Raw genomic sequence first — 16,420 nt, 5'->3', positions numbered from 1 at the left:
TTCAAGCCCACTTAGTGCATAAAATGGTTTTTTATGCCGTATTGGATAAGCTCGGCTTTATTTGTTAAGTTTAGCTTTTGCATAATATTTGTTTTATGATTTTCAACGGTTTTCGGACTTATAAACAACTTCTCAGACATCTGCTTGTTCGAATATCCTAAGATCGTTAGCCGAACAATTTCTTGCTCTCGTAATGTTAAAATAGAGCTGGGCTGTGTCCCATCCTCAAACCACTTTTCCAGCTGTTCATCTGGAATGTCAACTCGAAAAAAACGTTTACCGCTATTTACAGTCGTTATGGCTTCATGTAAGTCTCCACCTTGACTATTTTTGAAAATATACCCATGTGCTTTTACTTCAATTGCCTTTTGAATATACACCTCTTCTTCATGCATTGTAAGCAAGATAACCTTGGCACTTTCAACTTCATGAAGTATTTTTTGCGTTGCTGTAAAGCCATCAAGACCACCAGGCATAGAGATGTCCATTAAAATAACATCTGGCTGCGTTTGCGCTGCCATTACAATGGCTTCTTCTCCACTGCTTGCTTCCCCTACAATCTGAATATCAGCGAAGTTTTCTAATAAGAGTACAATCCCTTTTCGAATTAATACATGATCATCGACTACCATAATATTAATCATCGATATCTTCCTTCCACTTTGGAACGGTTATCTTAATTTGTGTTCCCGTATTTTCAGTTGATTCGATCATGAATTTCCCGCCCAACTGATCTACTCTTTCTTCCATATGCTTTAAGCCTAATCCTTCACCGACCTTGTTCGGACGAAACCCAATTCCATTATCCTGAATGTGAAGCTTTAGTCCTTCTTCATTCATATCCAACGCAATAGATACCTTTGATGCGTGCGCATACTTAATAATATTATGCAATGCTTCTTGAATCACACGATATAAATTTATTTCAACAAGTGGATAGCAGCGACCGACCAGATTCGTATTAAATTCGATCTGAAGATCTGGATCATTTTTCATCGTTGTTGTAATTAAAGAACGAATCGTTGCAACAAGTCCAAGGCGATCCAAGCTTTGTGGGCGTAACTTATAGGAGTAGGATTTCACATCTGACATTACCTTTTCCAATTCAGAGCGAACCTCTGTTAAATAAGCATCTAACCGCGCATCATGCACATATGACTCAATGGCCTGCAAGGCAACTGATATCGAGAATAACGATTGTCCAACCCCATCATGCAACTCCTGCGCCAATCGCTTATGTTCATCTTCTTTTGCTTCAATTAATTTTTTTATCATATACTTGGAGGTGCGTGCCTCTTCTTTCTGCTTGCGAATACTTTGATCACGCAGTACGAGTAAATATTCCTTTTGATCAGAATGCTCATCCTGATACATTAAGGCAGTGCTCATTTCTACATCAAGACTTTCTCCATGGTAGGTCGGCATTTCCGATAAAAAATACGGAACCTCATCATTTTCAATTAAGTAGCATCGCTTCTCATTCGGCTCTATTTTTCTGCTTTGGCAATAAGAGCAGTAAGGAACAGCACTCCCAATTTGCCAGCCGGTAAGTCTCTCGGCAGCAGGGTTCATAAGTAATATTTCACGTGATTGATTCATGATAATAATACCATCTTGTAGACTTTCAAAAATTTGCTTTAAATAGCGATCACGCCAAAAAAATGCTTTATCCATATAAACAAGTCACTCCTTTTTATCCATGACTTTCTCGTTTCATCTGTTCATAAGCTGTCCTTATCCTAACTATAAGAAAAATAATGCAAAAAGCAAAGCTGAATCCCTTTGATTTCAGCTTTGCTTTCTTATCTATATGTTTAGACGATTTCCTTTACCCAGCTCTCATAGCCTCCAGCAAGGTTAAGTGGTTCTTTTACATCATTTGCTAACAAAATACTGATGCCGATTGCTGACCGAACTCCTGATCCACATTGTACGACGATCTGCTTGTCTGTCTTTATTTCCGCTAACCGTTGTTGTAATGTGCCAAGCATAATATGCTGTGCACCGTCGATATGCCCGTCATTCCATTCAGTGAGATTTCGGATATCTAACACATGCACATCCTCTTTATCCATTCTTTCCTTTAATTGTTTTACCGTAATTGATTGATAGGTTTCCAACTCCGCTTCCTCGTTTAGAATTGCTTTTGCATCCCCATATCCTCTTAAATTATCAATTCCAATCGAGCGAAGTGCGATAAGCATTTCATCTAAGTCGGCTTCATCCGTCAACACATAAAACGGCTTTTCATAATCAACGAGCCAGCCCATCCAGTTCGTAAATGACTTGTTAAAGGGTACATTAATTGTTCCTTTCATATGTCCTTCAGCAAATTCTTCCGCAGGTCTTGTATCAATTACTTGTAAACCATCTGCAATAAATTGCTTTACTTCAGTAGCAGTGGTTAGCTTTGTTAATGCTGGGATCTGTTCAATTAATTGAATTCCTACTTTATTGACATGCTTCATAACAGCAAAATACGTTGGTGGCTCAGGCTGTCCATCAAGTAATGCATCGACAAATGATGAACGATCATTAAATTGCATTGCCCAGTTAAATCGCTTTTCATAGCCAATCGTTGTAGATGGCACTGCACCAAGTGCTTTTCCACATGCACTACCAGCTCCATGTGCTGGCCAAACCTGTAAATAATCAGGAAGCTTTTTAAAGCGTTCTACCGAATCATACATTGCAAAAGCTCCTGCTTCTGAGGTTCCTTTAATACCAGCTGCTTTTTCTAATAAATCTGGACGACCAATATCACCAACGAAAACAAAGTCACCAGTAAAGATTCCCATTGGTTCATCCGCTACGCCACCTTTGTCGGTAAGCATAAATGAAATACTTTCAGGCGTATGGCCAGGGGTATGCAATACATCAAAAACAAGGTTCCCAATATTAAATGAATCGCCATCCTTTAAAAGCTGATACTTTATCCCTTCCAGATTTTGATACTTCCAATCCGTATCACCTTCATCTGAAATATAAAGTGTGGCATCAAATTTATTCGCTAATTCTCTTGATCCAGAAACAAAATCAGCATGGATGTGCGTTTCTAGCGCGCCAACAATCGTTAAACCTTCTTCTTCAGCGGTTTCGATATATGGTGCAATATTTCGCATTGGATCAACAATTACCGCTTCCCCTTTTGCTTGACACCCTACCATGTAAGAAGCGTGTGCTAGCTTCTCATCATAAAAATAACGTAATAACATGTGTTTCATCCCCTCTGTACTTGTTTAATATTTTTATAGAACAACACATCACGTGTTGTGATACAAAATAATTTTCAGCTTTGCCCTCAAAACAGCCTACATCTTCCCTTTTAACATCCCGCTCCAATACATGATTGGTAGAAAATACTTTTTAAGGATATACATACTTAATCGTTCTTTCCCTTGATCAAACGGCAGGGTTTCCGTAGGTTGTTTATTATAATCAAACTCTGCCAGAATCAGCTTATTGTAGCCAGTTACTACTGGACAAGAAGAATAGCCCTGGTATGTTGCTTCCAATGATTTTTCCTTCATCAGCGCTAAAATATTGTTAGCAACTAATGGTGCCTGCTTTCGAATTGCAGCACCTGTTTTTGCGGTTGGGAGATTACTATTATCTCCAAGCGCAAATATATTTTCATAACGAACATGTTGTAATGTATGCTTTTGCACGTCTACCCAGCCATTTTCATCGGCAAGAGCACTGTTTTTTATAAAAGCGGGCGCTTGCATTGGTGGGGTGACATGAAGCATGTCATAAGCAATAACTTCCTGCTCTTTCGTATCTAAATGTTCGAATACGGCTTTTTTCTCTTCACCACGAATTTCGATTAAATTCCTTTTAAATCTTGTATCAATTTGCTTTCTTTCCACGACTTTTTCAAGTGCAATACGATATTTATCAACGTCGAAAATAGCTGGGTTTGCAGATGCAAATACAACCTCTGCATCCTTCTTTATACCCGTCCTCGCAAAATAATCTTCTGCTAAATACATGATTTTTTGTGGTGCTCCACCACATTTTATTGGCGTTGCAGGATGTGTGAACAATGCTGTTCCACCTTGAAAGGAACGAATTACTTCCCACGTATAGTCCGCATACGCATAATCATAATTAGTTGTTACACCGTTTTTACCGATTGCTTCTCTTAACCCTTTAACGCCATCCCAATTTAGCTCAATCCCTGCTGCTACTACTAAATAATCATAGGAAATTTCTTGATGGTTGGCTATTTGCAGCTTATTCTCCATTGGCAAGAAGCCGATCACGCGATCCTGTATCCAAGAAGCCCCCTCTGGAATAACAGACCCCATATCGCGTTTCGTTGCTTCTTTTTTTGCTGCACCCGCACCGACCAACGTCCACAACGGTTGATAGTAATGATGATCAGCAGGATCGATGATGGCAATTTCATCGTATAAGGTCTTTGATTTTCTAAGCATTCTGGAGGCTACTGAAATCCCGGCAGACCCACCGCCAACAATGACGACACGAAAATGAAATTTTTTCATGATCCTTCTCCCCCTTTGTAAAAAGTGGTTAACACTATTACAACCTTTATAATATAAGAAAGAGTGTCCACAATGAATAGGGGAATTCCCCTAACCTTTTTCATCTAGCTAGATGCCCTTCTACTTAAACATTCTGAACATAGATCAAAGCTTGTCCGAATATAATGAGAACAATGACGCTGAAAAAAAGGAGTCCGAGCAATGAGTATTTTTATCAGCTCTATATTTTTAGGTTTATCGATTTCTGCACCGATGGGGCCGATTAATGCCTTGCAATGGGAGAAAGGAATTCGGCAAGGATTTATTCATTCTTGGCTCATCGGTATTGGCGCGATGACAGCAGATGCCTTGTTCATGCTCTTGATTTTCCTTGGCATCATGCAAGTGGCTGAAATCCCCTTAATCAAGCTGTTTTTATGGTTATTCGGATTTTTCGTACTCTGCTACACAGGCATAGAAAGCATCGTCAATGCAAACACGTTTGACAATGAACAAAGGTCGGTCATAGAAGAGAAAAAGAGAAAGTCATTCCGGATTGGTTTTCTCATCGCATTATCCAATCCATTAAATATATTATTTTGGCTCGGAATATATGGATCACTACTTGTACAAGCCCCCACGAAAGCAAATCATTTTCTTTTTACTGCAACAATTGGTATTTTTGTCGGCATTATTGTTTGGGATGTTGTGATGGCTTGGCTAGCCACAGTTCTAGGAAAAAAAGCAAATCCATTTTTTCTTCGCATAACTACGATTGCGTCTGGCATCGTACTTATCGGGTTTGGTGCTTACTTTGGTGTACAAGCTTACCTTTTCATTGTTTCATAGACAGACACCTATTTCTCTTCCTCCTAATACGATAGTGGTATAGCAATAGGAGGGATTATATAAGATGCTTTTTGAAAAGAATGACTTAGAGAACTCTAGGGATTGGCTGAAGAAGTGGCAGCAAGCTGCCTTTGAGGATTTTGCTAACATGATGACCTCTACAAAAACCCCTTACCCTTGTGTTCCTGGAGTATATGGATTTAAAAAGAATATGCTACGATATGGTTTTTTGGAGACGCCAACGAAGGAAACTGCTAGTAAGCAGCTCGCTCAAATACTAACGGAATATGGAGACATATCACGCCAAACAGGTCCTTTTGCTTCCCTTGTCGTCTTCATTAACACAGAGGAAGAAAGATCGGTAGAAGCATTTGAAACGATGTTTTGGACGTTATTACAGAAAGTACACCAGCTAGATGAAAAGAGTTGGCCGGAACATATTCCAACAGAACCACACGATAACGAATGGGAATTTTGCTTTCAGGGAGAGGCTTACTTTGTCTTTTGTGCTACTCCAGCACATACAGTGCGAAAAAGCCGTCACTTCCCATACATGCTACTCGCTTTCCAACCAAGATGGGTGTTTGACCAATTAAATGGCGAGACCTCTTTCGGAAGAAAAATGAAAAACATTATTCGAAAACGATTGATAGATTATGATTATATCCCGCCACACGCAGCGTTAAAGTGGTATGGTGAAGCAGACAACTATGAATGGAAGCAGTATTTTTTACGTGATGATAATAGCGCTCCAACAACTTGCCCCTTTCACACCGGAACGAAAACCAACCATTTTTCGATAACGAACTGAATGGTTATTTTTAAAAATGGACATAGTAAAAAAATGAATCATTACTTACTTTCGAGCTTAGAAAAGGAGCAAAATGTTATGCACATCGATCAATTTACACATCCCCCTAACAGGCTATCGAAAAAATGGTGTGTTCGAGGATGAGCCAATTACATCCCTTTTGCTGGAATGAATACGATACATTAAAGACTGTTATTGTTTGCTCCCCGTCTACACTAACTATTCCAGACCAACAAACAGCAAAAGACATACAATGGGAGCAGGCAGTAGATCATCAAAAAGCAACGGAAAACTTCGAACAATTGACAAGCACTTTAACAGAGCTTGGTGTGCGGGTCATTGACTATGCAGTACATTTACCACATCAAACCCAGTCCTTTCACGAACAGTTAGTAAACCGTTATTTTGTCCGCGATCTCGCTTGTGTTTTTGGTGAAACCATTCTTCCTGGGAAAGCAGGAACCTCGATGCGCCAGCCTGAATATGAGCTTTTCCATCCAATACTTGAAACATGGATAGCAGAACCGCACTTTCAAAAGGAAGCAAATAACGGGTGGCGGGCATTAGAATTTGGTGATGTTCTTGTCTTAAATAAAGATGCCATCTTAATTAACACAGGGCTCCGTACAAGCATTGACAGTATCCGAAGCATGAAGGATTTTTTATTCCGAGCAGGCTTTTCTGAAATCGGAGTAGTCGATTTGCCACGACGGGCAGATACATTACACTTAGATATGAATTGCAATGTGACCGGAGAAAATACGATACTAGCGAAAAGCTATATGCGATTCCTCCCCGTGCAAATAATAACCGATCAATCTTCTACTTATACGATGTTTGCTGATTATTTAAAGCGTCATCAGTACGATGTCATATGGACAAGCGCTGTACAAAACACCGTTGCAGATATCAATTTTTTAAACATTGACCCAGAAACGATTCTCGTTAGCTCACAACATACGAAAGAAATTTTCAAAAACGATATAACGCTAACAAAAAAGAAACGGATTGAAATTGATGTTACCGAGCTTGAAAAAGGCGGGGGCGGTATCCGTTGTATGACACTGCCAATTGAACGAAGGAAATAACGCAAAAGGACAACGCCTGTTTGGATGGCTTTGTCCTCTTTTCACGTTTCTTTTATTTTGTTATTCTCTAAAATTTGTTTTTTTCAATATGGCTCTGTTAAAGGGAGATGTTGATATTCGACTCAACGAATCCTTAAAGATTATTTAACTATGAACGACTTGATTATCAGAGGGATTTTAATATAAAATTCGGAATCCTATGATACAATTTGATTAACTAAATTTGCGATTTAACATAATACCTTATTCAACTAACTGGCAGTTTTTTTCAAGAAAAGAAAGGATTCATTGAATAAAGTTAAACAATGAAAAATTTTTATAGAGGTGTTATTTAATGATCAACAATAAGACATACGTTTTCAAAATACCGCTAGAACTTCCACCAACAGAAGAAAATCGTCGGAATGAGTTTGAAATAAAAATATCAAATGCACAAAGAAGAGTATCGGAGTTTGCTAGTGACTATCAATGGAGTAAGTATGTGTCCACTCCATTAATTAAGAAATTTCAAATTTGCAGTACAAAGGAACAATTTGATAAAGAGGTAAAACTAGCTTTTCATTTGGACCCTGAGACCAATCTTCCCAAAACCTATTCTGCTGTTCTTGCAAATGATATTTTGCTTGCCGTGACACCTGAAACGTATGCTGAAAATTATCCAATTGGGCAGGAAGAAAATGCTTATGAAAAATTACTCGCTCATGAACTTGCTCATGCTTTTCACATTCGAATACTAGAAGGGAAAGAAGACGAAATGGGGCCTCGATGGTTCTATGAAGGTTTTGCCCTTTTAGCAGCTAATCAGTTTCAACATGTCACAGAAAAGATGAAGAAAGATGATATGCAAAAAATAATAAATACGGATGAATCTGTTTCGTATGTCTATTACCGTCAAATAATGGATGAGTTGCTTTGTAAAATGGATTTAAAAGATGCAGTAAATTGTGCCAGAGCACAAAGTTTTAAGTTTACTCTCTAGGATAGTAATTAACTGAAGATATAAAGAAGCTAACGGGGGATGAAAATGAATCAAGATAAAGAAACACCAGAAGAACGAAGAGAAAGAATGAGACAAAAGGAATTAGAAAACCCTTCAAGCAGTATACAGGGAAGCAACCTTTCTGATTTAGCGGCGGGTTAGGCTGGGAGGGTACTGGAATACTTATCCTTGTACTCATAGTAGGTTTTATAACCGCATCCATATTTTTAAAGTAGAGGATGAACAAAAAGCATTTTTTATTTATTATTTTATATTATATTTGACTTTTTAAATAAATGAATTTATAGAGCAGTTGAAATGGGTGAGACTCCTTCGGGAACAGCACCAGGGGAACGTAGACTAAAGCCGCTACGTCCTGTGTTTCTTGATCGTTTGAGGCTGTTCCTTGATCGAGTTGAGCTGGTTCTTGATCGTTTGTGGTCGNGTAGACTAAAGCCGCTACGTCCTGTGTTTCTTGATCGTTTGAGGCTGTTCCTTGATCGAGTTGAGCTGGTTCTTGATCGTTTGTGGTCGTTTCTTGATCGTTTGTGGTCGTTTCTTGATCGAGTTCGGGGGAATCTCGCTCGAGTTGGGGAATTATTGATCGCCAGTACGTCCTGTACGTCGAAAAACCCACTCGGAAAAGTGTTCTTTCTTTTCCGAGTGGGTTGAGGCAGTGCCCGAGGCAAAGAAGACACTGCAAAAAGTATTTTGAGCAGATGTCGCGCTTGTGCCTGTGGTGAAAGCGAACCCATCTTCAAATTGCAATACTATTGTTTAGATTTTGAGAGACAAATACGCTTGTTGTTTCTCATGCTCGTTTTCAATTAATGCCAGCTTCCTGCTCGGTACGGGCCTTTTCTAAAAGGAAGCCACCAATTCCATTTCCCGAACAGCTTCATTAAGCTTGGGACTAATAATAAGCGAATGATGGTAGCGTCAATGGCTACCGCTATCGCAATTCCTACACCAATTTGTTTAACAGGCATAACGTCGGTAAAGGCAAATGCCCCTGTCAAAACAATCATAATAAGCGCGGCAGAAGTAATGATTTTACTTGTTGCAGCAAGTCCTTCGACCGTCGCAAAGTCATTGTCCTGCGTATTCGCATACGCCTCCTGTATTCGCGAAATAAGGAACACTTCATAATCCATGCTTAATCCGAATACAAGACTAAAGACAATCACCGGAATAATTAATGCGATCGTTCCTGCAGTCAATCCAAAGTGTCCATATTGGAAAATGTAAACGAGAATACCAAAGGTAGCTGACAACCCTAGCACATTCATGACAATGGCCTTAAAAGGAATTAATATCGATCGAAAAGCAAGCATGAGAACGATAAAGGTCGAAATAATGATAACCGTTAGTACGGGAATAATTTTATCAGCGATTTCATCAAAAATCTCCTGATTAAATTTTGCTTCGCCGCCAACCATTAAATCAAAAGAAGCATACTTTTTATCTAATTCTCGCACCCAGTCCTGCGCTTCATCTGATGCACCAGATACATTCAGCTGAACTGGAATAAGCATTTTCTCATCCTGAATAAACGCTTCTTTTACAGGAGCAAGCTTTTCTTTCATTGGCGATCCCCATGCTTGTTCCCATGCTGCTGGGCTATCCACACCACTTACTTGATAGATTGTTTGCACATCTTTTACGAGCGGATCGTTCGTTAATTTATCTTCTAATTGCTTTATTTGCTCTAAGCCTTCTTTCTCTTCCCACCCTGCCTTGTTATAAGCGACAATGTAGGCAGAAGATTCTCCCCCAAAATCGAAGGTATCCTCCATTTTTTCATAGGCAAGTCGCGAATCATACGATTTTGGCAAAGAGTCGATTTGCGGAATGGTCAAATCCATATTCCGAACAGGAATGAGCGCAATTCCTAAAAGGATTAATGCAACAATCGTAATCATAATCGGACGTTTAATAACGTTCCCCGCAAACGTGCGCCAACGATCAGACCCATTTTGTTTTACTTTTAATAACTGCCATTTATCAATTCGATCTCCCAACGCAATTAACACGGACGGAAGCAAGGTAATCGAGCTTATGACGGCCATAGCGACTACTATCATTCCACCAACAGCAATGTTCTCAAAAATCTCCACCTGAATAAGCAGCATCGCACCAAGGCCAATAAAAACACAAAAGGCTGAAAACAATACCGAACGACCGGCGGTTTGAATCGTAATAGAAACGGCATCCAACGCATTTCCTTTTCTTCGTTCCTCGCGATACCTACTAATAAATAACAAAGCAAAATCAATGCTGAGTGCTAATCCGAGCATCGGAATGATATTTAAGATAAAAATCGACAAATCGATATAGTTCCCTAAAATCGCCAATATCCCGAAGGAGACAACCACCGAACTAACACCGATTAATAGCGGAACCAGTGAAGCAACAACGGTTCCAAATGCAAATAACAATACGATAATGGCTATCGGCAAACCAATAGCTTCAGCTGTCATTAAGTCCTGTTGACTAGCCGTATTTATATCCTTCGTGATTGCAGACTGACCAGTTAAAGTAATCGCATTATCCGCTTTAATGACGTCCCGAATAGCAGTAACCGTTTCAGCCATATCTAGTTCATCATCATTAAAGTGTAACAATGCATACGACAAATCCTTTTTATACATTGTTTGATCCTCTAATGGCGAAATAATCTCTGAGGTGACACCGAGCGCTTCTACTTCCTGAAGACGACTGGATAGCTTTTCATCTGACACGCCATCAAACACAAGAAATAGTGATTCAGCAGGCATATCAAAGGTCTCTGCTGCAATATCCATCACCTTTTCATGCTCGCCATCCATTCGGAAGCCGTCGCCCTCTAACATAGATGGCAGGCGGATTGCCAAAAATGCCATCGCAATGGCAAGCAAAACCCAGAAAAGAATAATATATTTATAGCCCTTTAAAACAATTCGTGCTAGCATTCGCATGATCTTTTTCCCCTTAATATCGAGTAATTTATCTTATTTTAGTTTAACTAAATATATTCAAATTGTCTTGTACGGAGCGAAAAAAAGCTTAACTAGAATAAATAATCTAGCTAAGCGTGTATCTGCCTTTATTTCATTTTTGCTACTTTTTCCTGCAATATTTCTCGATTGCGTTTTTGAAATAATGTATTATGCGAAGAAACCATGCCTGTTTTTGTAGCTTCTGGTTCAATAAATTGCTTTGCTTTATTTACCGCATTCGCTGCATCCTGAAATGCTCCAGCAATGAGATTAAGCTTGCCATCATGCATCAAAATATCGCCAGCTGCGAATAAGCCTGGAACGGAAGATTCACTAGCAGCAGTTCCAGCAATAAAGTATTCATCAATCCGTTCAATCGATAAATCACTTTGATCTAACAAGGAGGTATCACGTTCGTAACCGTGATTAACAATCACTTCATCGATTGGTAAATAGGAGGTTACCCCTGTTTCATGATTGGTCAGCTCGATTTTTTCGATTTTCTTATGATCGTCTCTAGCGATAAGCTTCGTAATTTTCGAATTAAAAAAGCAAACAACTGAGCCTTGCTGTAATTCTGTTCCCTGTGCTTCATGGCAGGAAAAGCTATCGTTACGACACGTTATATATACGTGTTTTGCAATCGGCTCAAGCTCTAGCGCCCAATCAATAGCTGAATTCCCACCACCAGAAATGACAACCGTTTTATCCTTAAAATGCTCCAAGGCTTTGATTGTATAATTTAAATTAGAAACCTCATACCGTTCTGCTCCAGCAATGTTCAGTTTTTTCGGCTGTAGAATGCCACCTCCAACACAAACAATCACTGTTTTTGAATAATGGATATTTCCCGATACTGCCTCCACCATAAATATGCCATTCTCATCTTGCGAAATTGATGAAACGGTTTCATTTAAAACCACTTCAGGGTGAAAGGTTAATCCTTGCTCCACAAGCTGTTCAATCAGCTTCGCACCAGGAGCGGGAGAAAGTCCACCTACATCCCAAATCATTTTTTCTGGATAAACATGGATTTTCCCACCTAATTGTGGCTGGTGTTCAATTATTTTTGTTTTCATTTCTCTTAAACCACTATAAAATGCCGAATACAAGCCTGCTGGTCCTCCACCTATTATTGTCACGTCAAATAACTCCCGCTGACCCATTGCATTGCCTCCTCGACTAACCGTCAATGATTATCATTCTCATTTAACTATACGTTATTTTTTTCTTCATGACAACCACTAATTTTCATGCATAAAAAAGCTTTAACTCCATAATTTACATTAACTCAATTGACAAAATAAACAGAGACATTTATAGTAATTCATGAAGTGAAAATGAGAATCATTATCACTTCATGTTGTGTATTTTTATATGTTGGAGGATTGCTTATGGATCGGTTCTATACAGAGGCTTTACACGTAGGTTATGGGGAAAACAACATCATCCATGACATCAGCATCACCATTCCAGATCAAAAAATAACTGCCATTATCGGCTCTAATGGGTGTGGAAAATCAACTTTGCTTAAAGCAATGACACGCGTTATCCCCCAGCAAGCTGGTACGGTTATTCTAGATGGGAAAAGCATTTTAAAGGAAAATACAAAGGCTTTAGCTCAAAAAATTGCCATGCTTCCCCAAACTCCAGAAAGCACGCAAGGCCTAACTGTTGGCGAGCTTGTATCCTATGGTCGCTTCCCATATCAAAAAGGATTTGGTAGATTAACGAAAAAAGATTATGAGGTGATTAACTGGGCTCTTGATGTAACTGGTACAACTCCATTTAAATATCGGTCTGTTGATGCGTTATCTGGCGGGCAGCGGCAGCGTGCATGGATTGCCATGGCACTTGCTCAAGAAACAGACATCATCTTTTTGGATGAACCTACGACCTATTTAGATATGGCACATCAGCTTGAGGTATTAGAGCTATTACAACAGCTGAACAAAGAAGCCCAACGAACCATCATTATGGTCTTGCATGATTTAAATCAGGCCGCCCGATTCGCAGATTATATTATTGCATTAAAGGATGGCAAAATTGCCAAGGTCGGAACATGTGAAGACGTCATACAGCAGGATGTACTTCAACGTGTATTTCAAATAGATGCGGAAATCGGTCGTGATCCACGAACGAATAAACCAATGTGCATCACCTATAATTTAATAAGGAAGTGACATTTAATGAGAAAAATAGTGTTGTTTATCGCAATCATTACATTAACCTTTATCACTGCATGTAACAGTGCGCAGGAGAATAAAGATACAGATAAGAAAGCTACCGAAGCAGGAGATGCTCAAGAAACGATCGTTTACGAATCCGAGACTGGTCCTATCGAAGTTCCCGCAAACCCAGAGCGTGTCGTTGTTCTATCATCATTTATAGCTGGAAGTGTCATGGCATCCGATGTCAACATTGTGGGAATTGACAGCTGGTCAAACGCCAATCCTCGTTATGAACCGTATTTGCAAGATGCAGAAGAAGTATCAGAAGAAAGCTTAGAACAAATTCTTGAGCTTAACCCGGATTTAATTATCGCTACTCCAGACAGCAAAAACCTTGATAAATTAAAGGAAATTGCTCCTACTGTTACATATACGTATGGAAAAGTCGATTACCTAACCCAATACCTTGAAGTTGGCAAGCTGTTAAATAAAGAAAAGCAAGCAAAAGCATGGATTGCTGATTTTAAGAAGCGCGCACAGGAAGCAGGAGAAAAAATCAAAGCAAAAATTGGTGAAAACACAACGATCTCCGTCATTGAGCTTTTTGATAAACAGCTCTATGTGTATGGAGATAATTGGGGACGTGGCACGGAAATCCTTTATCAGGAAATGGGTTTAAAAATGCCTGAAAAAGTAAAAGAAGATGCTTTAAAGGACGGATACTTCGCGTTATCACCAGAGGTTGTGCCAGAATATGCTGGCGACTATATGGTATTCAGTAAGAACAGTGAGCAGGACAACTCCTTCCAAGAAACAGAGACTTACAAAAACATCCCAGCCGTTAAAAATGGGAGAGTTTTTGAAGTAGATGGTAAAGCGTTTTATTTTAATGATCCAATTACATTAGATTTCCAGCTTGAATTCTTCACGGAGAAATTTCTAGGAGAATAAACCATTCGATAGAGAGGAGAGTTATAACGACTCCCTCTCCATCTTAAATGAAAGATGAGCGATGCACGATGAAAAAGGAACAACGACAACCGATACGATTTACCTATCAAATAATTACAGCGCTCGTTTTATTAATCGGAGCGTTTATATTATCCATGTTATTTGGAGCCGCTGACATGACATGGCGGGATGTATGGCAAGCATTCACTTCTACAGGAACAGGAGAAAAGGTAGCAATCTTACGTGAAATTCGAATGCCACGTGAAGTCGCAGCAATATTTGTCGGAGCGGCTCTATCTGTATCCGGTGCGATTATGCAAGGAATGACTCGAAACCCGTTAGCAGATCCAGGTCTACTTGGGCTTACAGCTGGAGCAAATGCCGCACTAGCCATTACATTAGCATGGCTACCAAATCTAAATTATTTTGGAATTATGATTGCTTGTTTTATCGGTGCCGCACTTGCAGCTGGCCTTGTTTTTGGCATCGCATCGTTAAAAAGAGGAGGCTTTTCTCCTTTTCGGATTGTATTAGCAGGTGCTGCAATATCTGCATTTCTTCTTGCTGTAACTGAAGGAATTGGCATCTATTTTCATCTTTCAAAGGATGTTTCCATGTGGACAGCTGGAGGGCTGATTGGAACGACTTGGGAGCAGCTGCAACTCATTGTACCCTTTATCGTAATTGGTATCGGTCTAGCGCTGCTTTTTTCCAAGCAATTAACGATATTAAGCTTAAGCGAAGAAGTAGCAGTTGGTTTAGGACAAAAAACAACACAAATCAAAATGATATTATTTGTTATTACTACCTTTCTTGCTGGTGCCGCTGTTGCTTTAGTTGGAAACATTGCTTTTGTAGGTTTAATGGTTCCCCATATTGTTCGTGGAATTGTTGGGACCGATTACCGTTATATTATTCCGATTTCAACGATAACAGGAGCTATTTTTATGCTGCTTGCGGATACGATTGGAAGAAACATTAATCCGCCTTATGAAACACCGATCGCAGCAATTATATCGATCATGGGGCTTCCTTTCTTTCTATTTATCATTCATAAAGGAGGCAAAGCATTCTCATGATACATGCTACATTAAGAAAAAAACAACGTATGATCGTTGTTTGCCTTCTCTTACTTATCATTGCTACGAGTGTAATTAGCATTGGACTTGGAGCTTTTCCGCTTTCCTATGATCGCATAATACCGACCATACTTGGAAGTGGGTCATTTAAAGAGGAGTTTGTATTATTCTCCATTCGGTTACCTCGAATGATTATTACATTACTTGCAGGAATGGCACTTGCCTTATCTGGCTCTATTCTGCAAGGTATTACACGCAATGATTTAGCCGACCCTGGCATTATCGGAATAAATGCTGGAGCAGGTGTGGCCATTTCGCTTTTCTTTTTATATTTTCCCATTGAAGCTGGATCCTTTATCTATTGGCTACCACTTGTTGCTTTTTTAGGTGCGATACTAACCGCTACGTTTATTTATATTTTTTCCTATCAAAAGCATGTAGGATTAGCACCGATTCGGTTTGTATTAACTGGGGTCGGACTCTCTTTAGCGCTATCTGGCGTCATGATTATGCTCATTTCTACTACAGAGCGTGAAAAGGTAGCCTTTATTTCTAAGTGGTTAGCAGGAAGTATTTGGGGAACCGATTGGCCATTTATATGGGCATTGCTGCCATGGCTTGTGCTTCTTATTCCATATACATTGTTTAAAGCAAATCGTCTCAATCTGCTTGGATTAAGTGAACCTGTAGCCATTGGCGTTGGTGTTTCGATAGAACGTGAAAGAAGAAGCTTACTAATTGTCGCTGTCGCATTAGCAGCTGCTACGGTCTCGGTTACAGGAGGAATTTCCTTTGTTGGATTAATGGCGCCACATATTGCGAAAGCATTAGTAGGAACGCGAACACAGCAATATCTCCCTGTCGCAATTTTAATCGGGGGCTGGCTATTATTAGTTGCCGATTTAGTCGGACGCAACATTGCGAGTCCAGATGGAATTCCAGCAGGGATTATGATTTCTATTATTGGTGCTCCATACTTCATCTATTTGTTACTTCGCAAATAAATAAGCTCCCACACAATTTACTG

At 39.5% G+C, this 16,420-nt stretch carries 14 protein-coding genes and 1 pseudogene; 9 read left to right on the top strand and 6 right to left on the bottom strand.

The features are described 5' to 3' along the window. Positions 1–11: 11 nt before the first annotated feature. From QBK89_RS08175 to QBK89_RS08160, 4 genes are all read right to left on the bottom strand, one after another. The gene (locus tag QBK89_RS08175) at positions 12–644 is read right to left on the bottom strand and encodes a response regulator (protein WP_284140550.1); all 633 of its coding nucleotides are present in this window, start codon (positions 642–644) and stop codon (positions 12–14) included. Further along, positions 637–1,674 (bottom strand): PAS domain-containing sensor histidine kinase, encoded by a 1,038-nt coding sequence (locus QBK89_RS08170; protein WP_284140549.1) that lies wholly within the window; start codon positions 1,672–1,674, stop codon positions 637–639. The genes QBK89_RS08175 and QBK89_RS08170 overlap by 8 nt, the downstream gene beginning before the upstream one ends. 140 nt (positions 1,675–1,814) lie before the next feature. Further along, complete coding sequence (locus QBK89_RS08165; protein WP_284140548.1) at positions 1,815–3,215, bottom strand: MBL fold metallo-hydrolase; 1,401 nt, start codon at positions 3,213–3,215, stop codon at positions 1,815–1,817. Between the two features lie 96 nt (positions 3,216–3,311). Then, the gene (locus tag QBK89_RS08160; RefSeq protein WP_481937828.1) at positions 3,312–4,511 is read right to left on the bottom strand and encodes an NAD(P)/FAD-dependent oxidoreductase; all 1,200 of its coding nucleotides are present in this window, start codon (positions 4,509–4,511) and stop codon (positions 3,312–3,314) included. 198 nt (positions 4,512–4,709) lie between these two features. Here QBK89_RS08160 and QBK89_RS08155 point away from each other — a divergent pair, with 198 nt between their 5' ends. The 5 genes and pseudogenes from QBK89_RS08155 to QBK89_RS08135 all read left to right on the top strand — a co-directional run bounded on the left by QBK89_RS08155 (position 4,710) and on the right by QBK89_RS08135 (position 8,450). Next, positions 4,710–5,336 (top strand): LysE family transporter, encoded by a 627-nt coding sequence (locus QBK89_RS08155; protein WP_284140546.1) that lies wholly within the window; start codon positions 4,710–4,712, stop codon positions 5,334–5,336. A 64-nt stretch (positions 5,337–5,400) separates the two neighbouring features. Next, the gene (locus QBK89_RS08150; protein ID WP_284140545.1) at positions 5,401–6,147 is read left to right on the top strand and encodes a YqcI/YcgG family protein; all 747 of its coding nucleotides are present in this window, start codon (positions 5,401–5,403) and stop codon (positions 6,145–6,147) included. A gap of 140 nt (positions 6,148–6,287) precedes the next feature. Further along, the gene (locus QBK89_RS08145; protein ID WP_284140544.1) at positions 6,288–7,235 is read left to right on the top strand and encodes an arginine deiminase family protein; all 948 of its coding nucleotides are present in this window, start codon (positions 6,288–6,290) and stop codon (positions 7,233–7,235) included. Positions 7,236–7,569: 334 nt separating this feature from the next. Beyond that, positions 7,570–8,214, top strand: coding sequence for a hypothetical protein (locus QBK89_RS08140; protein WP_284140543.1), 645 nt, complete (start codon positions 7,570–7,572; stop codon positions 8,212–8,214). A gap of 45 nt (positions 8,215–8,259) precedes the next feature. Further along, positions 8,260–8,450: pseudogene (locus QBK89_RS08135) on the top strand (DUF6366 family protein). A 591-nt stretch (positions 8,451–9,041) separates the two neighbouring features. On the opposite strand, the gene QBK89_RS08130 reads toward QBK89_RS08135, so the two are convergent. Together QBK89_RS08130 and QBK89_RS08125 are read right to left on the bottom strand one after the other, a co-directional pair. Further along, positions 9,042–11,171, bottom strand: a complete 2,130-nt coding sequence (locus QBK89_RS08130; protein ID WP_284140542.1) for an MMPL family transporter — start codon at positions 11,169–11,171, stop codon at positions 9,042–9,044. Positions 11,172–11,299: 128 nt separating this feature from the next. Then, the gene (locus QBK89_RS08125) at positions 11,300–12,358 is read right to left on the bottom strand and encodes an NAD(P)/FAD-dependent oxidoreductase (RefSeq protein ID WP_284140541.1); all 1,059 of its coding nucleotides are present in this window, start codon (positions 12,356–12,358) and stop codon (positions 11,300–11,302) included. A 228-nt stretch (positions 12,359–12,586) separates the two neighbouring features. Here QBK89_RS08125 and QBK89_RS08120 point away from each other — a divergent pair, with 228 nt between their 5' ends. The 4 genes from QBK89_RS08120 to QBK89_RS08105 all read left to right on the top strand — a co-directional run bounded on the left by QBK89_RS08120 (position 12,587) and on the right by QBK89_RS08105 (position 16,397). Beyond that, complete coding sequence (locus QBK89_RS08120; RefSeq protein WP_284140540.1) at positions 12,587–13,375, top strand: ABC transporter ATP-binding protein; 789 nt, start codon at positions 12,587–12,589, stop codon at positions 13,373–13,375. A gap of 6 nt (positions 13,376–13,381) precedes the next feature. Beyond that, the gene (locus tag QBK89_RS08115; protein WP_284140539.1) at positions 13,382–14,314 is read left to right on the top strand and encodes an iron-hydroxamate ABC transporter substrate-binding protein; all 933 of its coding nucleotides are present in this window, start codon (positions 13,382–13,384) and stop codon (positions 14,312–14,314) included. A 68-nt stretch (positions 14,315–14,382) separates the two neighbouring features. Then, positions 14,383–15,393: a FecCD family ABC transporter permease gene (locus tag QBK89_RS08110; protein WP_284140538.1), complete on the top strand. Its 1,011-nt coding sequence runs from the start codon at positions 14,383–14,385 to the stop codon at positions 15,391–15,393. After that, entirely contained in the window at positions 15,390–16,397 is a 1,008-nt protein-coding gene (locus QBK89_RS08105; protein ID WP_284140537.1) for a FecCD family ABC transporter permease, read from the top strand. The genes QBK89_RS08110 and QBK89_RS08105 overlap by 4 nt, the downstream gene beginning before the upstream one ends. Positions 16,398–16,420: the final 23 nt, after the last annotated feature.

This window comes from Virgibacillus sp. LDC-1 (assembly GCF_030137545.1).
Lineage (GTDB): Bacteria > Bacillota > Bacilli > Bacillales > Amphibacillaceae > LDC-1.
This window is presented reverse-complemented; position numbering and strand designations above follow the sequence as displayed.